This is a genomic window from Kitasatospora sp. NPDC057512, assembly GCF_042802135.1.
GTDB lineage: Bacteria > Actinomycetota > Actinomycetes > Streptomycetales > Streptomycetaceae > Kitasatospora.
In genome coordinates this window covers 1-7,777 of record NZ_JBHVET010000388.1, presented here as the reverse complement: position 1 = coordinate 7,777, position 7,777 = coordinate 1, and the positions used below count along the sequence as shown (strand labels likewise).

Sequence of the window (7,777 nt, the reverse complement as noted above, 5' to 3'; positions counted from 1 at the left end):
GCCAGGACCGGCGGGCCGCGCGGCGGGGTGGGGCGCGGTGGTCATGAAGCCGGGTGCAGTCGGCCCAGCCCGTCGGACACCCGGGCGGCACCGTCGGCGAGCAGCACGCCGGGGGTCGACTCCGAGAAGGGCACCACCACGAAGGCCTTGCGCTGCACGGCGGTGAGCCTGCTCAGCACCGGGTCGTTCTCCAGGTAGTCGATCTTGGACTGGGCGGTGTCCCAGCCGGCGTCCGCGACCACGATGGCGTCCGGGTCCGCCGCGACGACCTTCTCCCAGCTCACGTTCTGCCAACTGCCGGGCAGGTCCCCGAAGACGTTGCGGGCACCCACGGCGTCGAGCACGAGTTGGGGCCCGCCACGGCCGGCGCCGACGTACGGCGTCTTGGTGCCCGAGTCGAACCACAGGACCTTCAGGCCCTTGCCCGCGGCCGTCGCCGTGAGCTGCGCCAGCTGCTGCTCCTGCTGCCGCTGGATCGCGGCGGCCCGCTCCGGGACACCGAAGACCGTGGCGACGTCGTTCAGTTCGCCCCACGCCGCCTGCCAGCTCGTCGGTGGCACCTTGCTCTTGTCCGGGCAGCCGAACGGGGACAGGTACGACGGGACGCCCTGGCCGCGCAGTTCCTCCCGGGTGCCCGCGACCTTCTCGGTGAACGCGCTGGAGTAGGAGGCGTACAGGAAGTCGGGACGGGCCGCGAGGAGGTTCTCCTTCGTCGGGTACGCCTTGGAGAGCACCGGGACGGAGTCGTAGGCCGCCTTCCACCTCTCCGGGACGGAGTCGTCGAGGTAGGCGGTACCGGCCATCCGGGACTGCAGCCCGAGGGCCAGGGCCACCTCGGTGGCACCCTGGTTGAGCGTCACCAGCCGGTCGGGCGGCGCGCCGACCGTCACGGTGGTCCCGCAGTTGTCCACGCTGACCGGCGCGGCACCTCCGGCCGTCCCGCCGGACGTGACGGGTGCGACGGGCGCGGGGGCGCCCGCGCAGGCTCCGAGCACGCCGGTGAACAGCAGGGCCGCGACCGCCCGGACGGCGCGTGTCGGACCTGTGGGACGTACCGGACGTACGGGATGTACGGGACGCACAAAACGCGCAGAACGTACGGATCGGACCGGATGCGGGTACGGCAGACCGCTGGGCACGTGTTCTCCAAAACCCTCGTGGAACATGTCGCGCCGTGGCCGGTCTCCTGGCTTCCGCATCGACGCGCCGCGGCCGACCTTCCCGAGCGGCTCTTCCAACCCGCCCAGTGGCCCTGACCGCTGGCGGAAGCCGGTCAGCGAGGGCCGCGGAACTCCGCGGCAACAGTGGCGAGGGCCGCACCGGACTCAGACCGGTTTCCCGAACACCACGGCGATGGCACGGTATCAGGCGTGGTCAGGTCGGCCTCGACCGGCCGGGGCCCTCCGGCGGAGCCGCCCCGGCAGTGCCGCGCGGCCGTCGGGGTGGTGGCGATCCGGACGGCGAACCCGTCAACCGGCCGCCGGGGTGATCTCGTACATCCCGGGGCCGTCCAGGTAGCGCACCGTGTTGAGGTCGCGCTGCAGGATCGCGTCCACCGGGTGGCCGAGCGTCAGGGTGGCCGGGTATTCGCGATCGTAGGTCGTCGCGGTGATCGCGTCGCCGGGCCTCACCAGCACGGTGAGGGAACGGAAGCTCTCCAGTCGCTCGAGCCGGCCCAGCGCGCGGTAGCCCCGTAGCCGTCCCGAAGCCGGAGCCACCAGCGCCGCCCAGGCGAACGCGTGCCGCCGCCGGTAGGGCCGGCCCGCCCGGGCGCGGAACCGCTCGGGCCGGACGTAGGCGTCGACGGTCCACTCCAGTTGGCCCTCGCCCAGGACCTCGGCCGTGTAGTACGGAAGCCCCGAAACGCGGGCGCCCGCCTCGACCAGCCGTGGGCCGTCCGGGGTCAGCTTGATCTCCAGGTGCGCCGCACCGTACCGGATGCCGAGGGCGTCCAGCACCCGGCGGCCGTAGGCGAGGAGCTCGCCGACCGGCTGTTCGTCGGAGCGCAGCAGCACCTGCGCGGTCACCAGGTCCCGCACCCCGTTGGCCTCGATCCGCTCGGTGCGCCAGGCGTCGGTCAGCTGGTGCACCCCCGCGCAACTGACCGTGTTCACGATGTACTCGGCGCCCACCAGGTACTCCTGGGCGACGACCTCGGTGATCGGCTCGCCCAGCACCGTACGGCGGCTGCGCAGCCCGCGCAGCGCGGCGACCGAGTCCTGCGGCAGGTCGCAGAACGACACGCCGGCACCCCAGTAGCCGCGCAGGGGCTTGACGACCACGGTCCCGCCCACCTTCTCGTGCCAGGCCAGGAGTTCGGCCTCGTCACCGGTGCGCAGCTGCCGCATGCCGGGGACGCCCTGAGCCTTGACCGTTTCGATCTGCACGTACTTGTCGCGCCGCGCGCTGCTCAGGGCGGTGCCGTTGGAGGCCAGGCCCAGCCGCTCGGAGAGGGCGTCGGCGAGCTCCACCCCGGTCTCGCGACCGGCCAGCACCGCGACCGGCCCCAGTGCGGCGAGCTGTGCGGTCAGGACGTCCAACTTGCCGTCGTGGACGAGCACATGACCGAAGGCCCGGTCGTCCACCGGATCGAGTCCGACCGGAGGGGCGGGAGTGCTCCGGACCTGGACCACCTCGCCGCCCAGCGCGCCGAAGGCGCCGGTGAACCCGGAGGACGTGCCGAACGCGTCGACGACCGCGACACGGAATGCTGACATCGGTTGCCTGCCTACTGGTCGGCCGGAGCGGAGCCGGGGTGGGTGAGATCGGCGCGAAGTGCGAGGATCCGGTACACCGCGTTGGTGAGCACATGCCGGACGCTGAACCCCGACGTGCCGGGGTCCCGGCCGTCCAGGATGGCGTGTTCGCCGCCCTGCTCGCGGATGGCGCGACGGGTCAGCCCGGTCCGCTCCCGGAACGCCTCGGGGAGCGCGTGCCGGGTGACACCCAGGTGCGCCATCCGGAAGTCCACGAACTTGTCGATCACCCTGACCAGCCGGGCGCGGCCCGCGCGGTCGAGCACCAGCCGTCCGTCCCGCAGCCGCTGGGACACGTTCGCCCCGCGGATGGAGTCGCCGCGCCAGCGCGCGATGACGGGCCGGGACCACGAGGGGAAGTAGGACATCGACTGGTCCAGGAAGACGCCGTACTCCTTCGACGGCGGCAGCAGGGCCAGTTCGAGGAGGTGGACACTGGGCATGAACGCACCGCTCGCGCCGCGCGGGCCGCCGGGATGGCCCATGTGGTAGGGGCGGAACCGGTTGAACGCCTGCTGGGACAGCCGGCGGTAGCTGGCCATGTACCGGGTGAACTCCGCGAGGTGCTCGACGACGTCGTCCAGGACCGCGGCCGGTCGGGCGGCGGCCGTCGGCAGGACCAGCGAGCGCAGGCCGTAGGCGGCCGATGTGGCCCAGGGTTCGGAGAGGTGGTGGCCGAGGTAGAAGTCCCGTTCGAGAGTGGCGTCCCGGCCTGCGGAGAACACCCGGATGTCCCCGCTGCGCCGGTGTTCCTCGCAGTTGACGTCGATCAGGAGCTCATAGCTCAGGTGGGGATCCAGGGCGGGAAACCTGCCGCACTGGGCGGATATCAGCTCGGTCAGGGCGCGGGGTGCGGCCTGCGGCCCCGCGGGCGCGTAGCCGCTGAGCAGGAAGAGCAGATCGAGCTGGAGGAGACGCGCGGTCCGCTCGTCGCCCTCGGAGCGGCACTGCGGACCGACGGTCCGGAGCATCTGCTCCTGGGAGTCGGCGAGTTGACGGTACGTCAGACGTCCTGCCGAGAGGTCGCCGAGGGCGGCGGGAAGGCCGCACAGGACGTAGTCGCGCAGCGGCGAGCCCGAGCGACCGGGGGAGGGAGAGGTGTGCTGCCGGGGGCGTGCGACACCGTCGAAGAGCTGGCTGCTGTTCACGTCTTCTCCTTGCCGGCCGCCGCGACGGGCCGTGACGGCGCTGGGGTTGGTGTTGCCCGGAGGCCCGGCCGCCTGCCGGGGCCCGTACCGGCGGCGCCGAGGCCGCGGGCGACGAGCGCGGCCGTCGAACGGTGCGTTCCGGCAGAGGGGGTGCGACGCGTCGAGCGGAACCGCCGGCCCAAGCGTGCTTCACCGCCACGCGTCGGCACATCAGTCATCTGACGGCGGGAGTCGACCGGTTGAGCCCGTCGGCGCGTGTCGGGCGGTGAGCCGTGACCGGGGTGAGCGGGCCTGGTTCGGGCTGGACGAGGAGTTCACCGGTAGAGCGGACGCACCGTCAAATGACCGATGTGGAACAGAAGTGCCGAGCCGATGATGGGGAGCACGCGCCCGCTCCGAAGGGCGGCGCCACGTCCGGGCCTCCCGTGATCAGCAGCCCGCTGTCCGACAGCGTCCGAGCGGTCGCCGGCAGTGGCCGGGTGTTCCAGGCGCAGAACCGGGCCCGGTCCTTCCGGTGGCACCCTCCAGCGACACCATCACGCGCACGGAAAGGTGATTCACATGTTCACACCCAAGGCCATGCTCCGCGGCTCGGCCGCCACGGCGATGGTCGTCGCCGCCCTGACCGGCCTCGGTGCCGGATCGGCACACGCCGCCGGCTGGCCTCCGTTGCAGCCGGGCGCCCACCTCTACTCGGGCACCGGCGGGAGCGGCGCGGTGACCGCGGTCGACCTCGACGACTTCGGCACGTGCCACACGCTGGCGGCACCCGCCCGATCGGTCCAGGTCGCCTCCGGCTCCGCGTCCGTGGTGCTGTACTCCGGCGCGGGCTGCTCCGGCGCCACCCCGTGGGCCACCGGCTCGCTGGCCCAGTTCAACCTGCCGTGGCCGGTGCTGAGCTACCGGGTGGTCCCGGCCTGACGCCACCCGGACCAGGGCGGTACGGCCCTCGGCGACCTCTCCGCACGGAGGCCTCTCAGCCCCGGTCAGGAGGGGCGCCGGGTGGGCCGGTGACGCCCGACGGCGGGTGGAACACCGCACATCCCGTTCCGACACAAGGAGTCCTCGATGGCAGCGCACGAAGACATGAACCGGCCCACCACCGGTCGACGCCGTTTCCTCGGTCTCGCGGCGGCCGGTGTCGTCGCCGGCCAGGCCGGCCTGGCCGCCCCGGCCCAGGCGGCCACCGGCCCGGGGACGGTCTCGGCAGCCGCCGGGCCGACGCCGGGCCGGGCACCCGCGTCGGGAGCAGGGATCCGGCCGTTCCGTATCAAGGTCTCGCAGGCGGACCTCGACGACCTGAGGCGGCGCGTTCGGGCGACCCGGTGGCCCGACCGGGAGACGGTCCACGACCGCAGCCAGGGCGCGCAGTTGGCGAAGATGCGGCCGCTGATGGAGTACTGGGGCACCCGGTACGACTGGCGCAGGCTGGAGCGGCGCCTCAACGAACTGCCGCAGTACGTCACGGAGATCGACGGACTGGACATCCAGTTCGCCCACATCCGCTCCCCGCACGCCGGAGCCATGCCGATGCTGATGACGCACGGCTGGCCCGGGTCGATCGTCGAACTGCTGAAGGTCATCGGGCCGCTGACCGACCCCACCGCGCACGGCGGCCGCGCGGAGGACGCCTTCCACCTGGTGCTGCCGACCCTGCCCGGCTACGGCTTCTCGGGTGCTCCGACCAGGCCCGGGTGGAACTTCGCCCGCATCGCGCCCGCCTTCCACGAGCTGATGAGGCGCCTCGGGTACCCGGAGTACGTCTCGCAGGGCGGCGACCACGGCGCGATCCTCTCCGAGGTGCTCGCCGTCCAGCAGCCGAAGGGGTTGCTCGGCATCCACGTCAACATGCCGGGGACCGTGCCGGACGACGTCCTGCGCCGTGTGCGCAACTTCGATCCGGCCCCGGCGAACCTGTCGGCCGAGGAGAAGCGGGCGTACGACCGGCTGCTGCACTTCTACCGCGACGGCTTCGGCTACGCGGCGATGATGAACCAGACCCCGCAGACGATCGCCTACTCCCTCACCGACTCCCCGGTCGGCATGGCGTCCTACTACTACGACAAGTTCGCGGAGTGGACGGACTCCGGTGGTGAGCCGGAGAAGGTCCTGACGTACGACGAGATGCTCGACGCGATCTCGATGTACTGGCTGACCGGCACCGGCGCGTCGTCGTCCCGGCTGTACTGGGAGGGTGCCCAGGCCGGCGGAGGACCGTTCAACGCGGTGTCCATTCCGAAGCTGCCGGTCGCGGTGACGGTCTTTCCCGCCGAGATCTACCCCGCGCCGCGCAGCTGGGGCGAGCGGACCTTCGGCAACATCATCCACTGGAACGAGGTCGACAGGGGCGGCCACTTCGCCGCCTGGGAGCAGCCGCAGCTCCTGGCCGAAGAACTCCGCGCCGCCTTCCGGACGCTGAGGTGACACGGCGCGGTGGTGCGGGGTCCCGCACCACCGCCGGGCCGCGCTACCGGCTGACCGCCGCGCGTCTCCGTCCCGGAGGCGGTTGCTCCCCAGCCGTCGTGACGGAACCCGTGCGGCTCGGCCGGCCCCGCCCTTCGTAGGATGGGTGCAGCTCCTCCGGGAGGAACTCTCCCCGGAGGTGCCATGTCGCAGTCCGCGAACCACCAGCTCATCGGGCGTACCCGGGAGGTGGAGGTGATGGAGCGTCTGCTGCGCGAGGTGCGCGACGGGCGCAGCCGGGTGCTGGTGCTGCGGGGTGAGGCCGGCGTGGGCAAGTCGGCGCTGCTCGACCATCTGGCCGGGCAGACGGGGCAGTGGCAGGTGGTGCGCGCGGCCGGTGTCGAGGCCGAGGCCGAGTTCGCCTATGCGGCCCTGCAACGGCTGTGCGCCCCGCTGTTGTCGCACATCGGCCGGCTGCCGGAGGTGCAGCAGGACGCGCTGCGGGTCGCGTTCGGCCTGAGCACGGGGAACCCGCCCGAGATGCTGCTGGTGGGGCTCGCGGTCCTCGGTCTCCTCGCCGAGGCGGCGGCCCGGTCCGCGCTGGTGTGCCTGGTCGACGACGCGCAGTGGCTGGACCTGATGTCCCGGCGAATCCTGGCGTTCGTCGGGCGCCGGCTGGACGCGGAATCGGTCGCGCTGGTGTTCGCCGAGCGGATCACCGACGGGAAGGCGGACGACGAGGGCCTTTCCGGTCTGCCGGACCTTCCGCTGGGCGGGCTGGCCGATGCCGACGCCCGGGCGCTGCTGGACGGCGTGCTGCCGGGGCCGGTCGACGCCCGGGTACGGGACCGGATCGTGGCCGAGACCGGCGGGAATCCGCTCGCCCTGCTGGAACTGCCCCGGGGCCTGTCGCCGGCGGAGTTGGCGTTCGGCTTCGGCGGGCCCGGCGCCGGCCCGCTGGCGACCCGGCTCGAGGACGGCTTCCGCCGGCGCGTCGACGCCCTGCCGGCCGACACCCGCGCCCTGCTGCTGGTCGCGGCGGTCGAACCGGTCGGCGACGGGCCGCTGTTGTGGCACGCTCTGCGTCTGCTGGGCATCGGGCTGGAGGCCGTGGCACCGGCCGAGGCCGCGGACCTGATCACCCTGGGAGCCGCCGTGCGGTTCCGGCACCCGCTGGTGCGTTCGGCGGTGTGGCGCGGCGCGGATGCCGCGGCGCTGCATGCGGCGCACGCGGCCCTGGCCGAGGCCACCGACGCCGAGCGCGACCCCGACCGGCGGGCCTGGCACCGGGCCCACGCCGCGGTCGGGCCGGACGAACAGGTGGCGGCCGCACTGGAGAGCTCCGCCGACCGGGCCCTGGCACGCGGCGGCCGGGCGGCCGCCGCCTCCTTCCTGGAACGTGCCGCCGCGCTCACCCCTTGCCCGGAGGCGCGGGCGCGGCGCGCACTGGCGGCCGCGGCGGCCCATGTC

At 73.2% G+C, this 7,777-nt stretch carries 6 protein-coding genes and 1 riboswitch; of the genes, 3 read left to right on the top strand and 3 right to left on the bottom strand.

Translation table 11 applies throughout. The features are described from left to right. Nucleotides 1-41: 41 nt before the first annotated feature. From ACFU6K_RS23700 to ACFU6K_RS23690, 3 genes are all read right to left on the bottom strand, one after another. Entirely contained in the window at nt 42-911 is an 870-nt protein-coding gene (locus ACFU6K_RS23700; protein WP_380666106.1) for an ABC transporter substrate-binding protein, read from the bottom strand. Between the two features lie 247 nt (nt 912-1,158). Next, nucleotides 1,159-1,365: riboswitch (cobalamin riboswitch) on the bottom strand. Between the two features lie 104 nt (nt 1,366-1,469). Continuing rightward, nucleotides 1,470-2,717, bottom strand: a complete 1,248-nt coding sequence (locus tag ACFU6K_RS23695) for an ATP-grasp domain-containing protein (protein WP_380666104.1) — start codon at nt 2,715-2,717, stop codon at nt 1,470-1,472. 11 nt (nt 2,718-2,728) lie between these two features. Beyond that, nucleotides 2,729-3,904 carry a hypothetical protein gene (locus tag ACFU6K_RS23690; RefSeq protein WP_380666102.1) on the bottom strand — a complete coding sequence of 392 codons (1,176 nt, stop codon included), beginning with the start codon at nt 3,902-3,904 and terminating at the stop codon, nt 2,729-2,731. Between the two features lie 561 nt (nt 3,905-4,465). Here ACFU6K_RS23690 and ACFU6K_RS23685 point away from each other — a divergent pair. From ACFU6K_RS23685 to ACFU6K_RS23675, 3 genes are all read left to right on the top strand, one after another. Then, the gene (locus ACFU6K_RS23685; protein WP_380666100.1) at nt 4,466-4,825 is read left to right on the top strand and encodes a hypothetical protein; all 360 of its coding nucleotides are present in this window, start codon (nt 4,466-4,468) and stop codon (nt 4,823-4,825) included. 147 nt (nt 4,826-4,972) lie between these two features. Next, entirely contained in the window at nt 4,973-6,328 is a 1,356-nt protein-coding gene (locus tag ACFU6K_RS23680) for an epoxide hydrolase family protein (protein ID WP_380666098.1), read from the top strand. Nucleotides 6,329-6,511: 183 nt separating this feature from the next. Next, nucleotides 6,512-7,777: AAA family ATPase (locus ACFU6K_RS23675; protein WP_380666096.1), on the top strand; the 1,266-nt coding region annotated here is incomplete at its 3' end.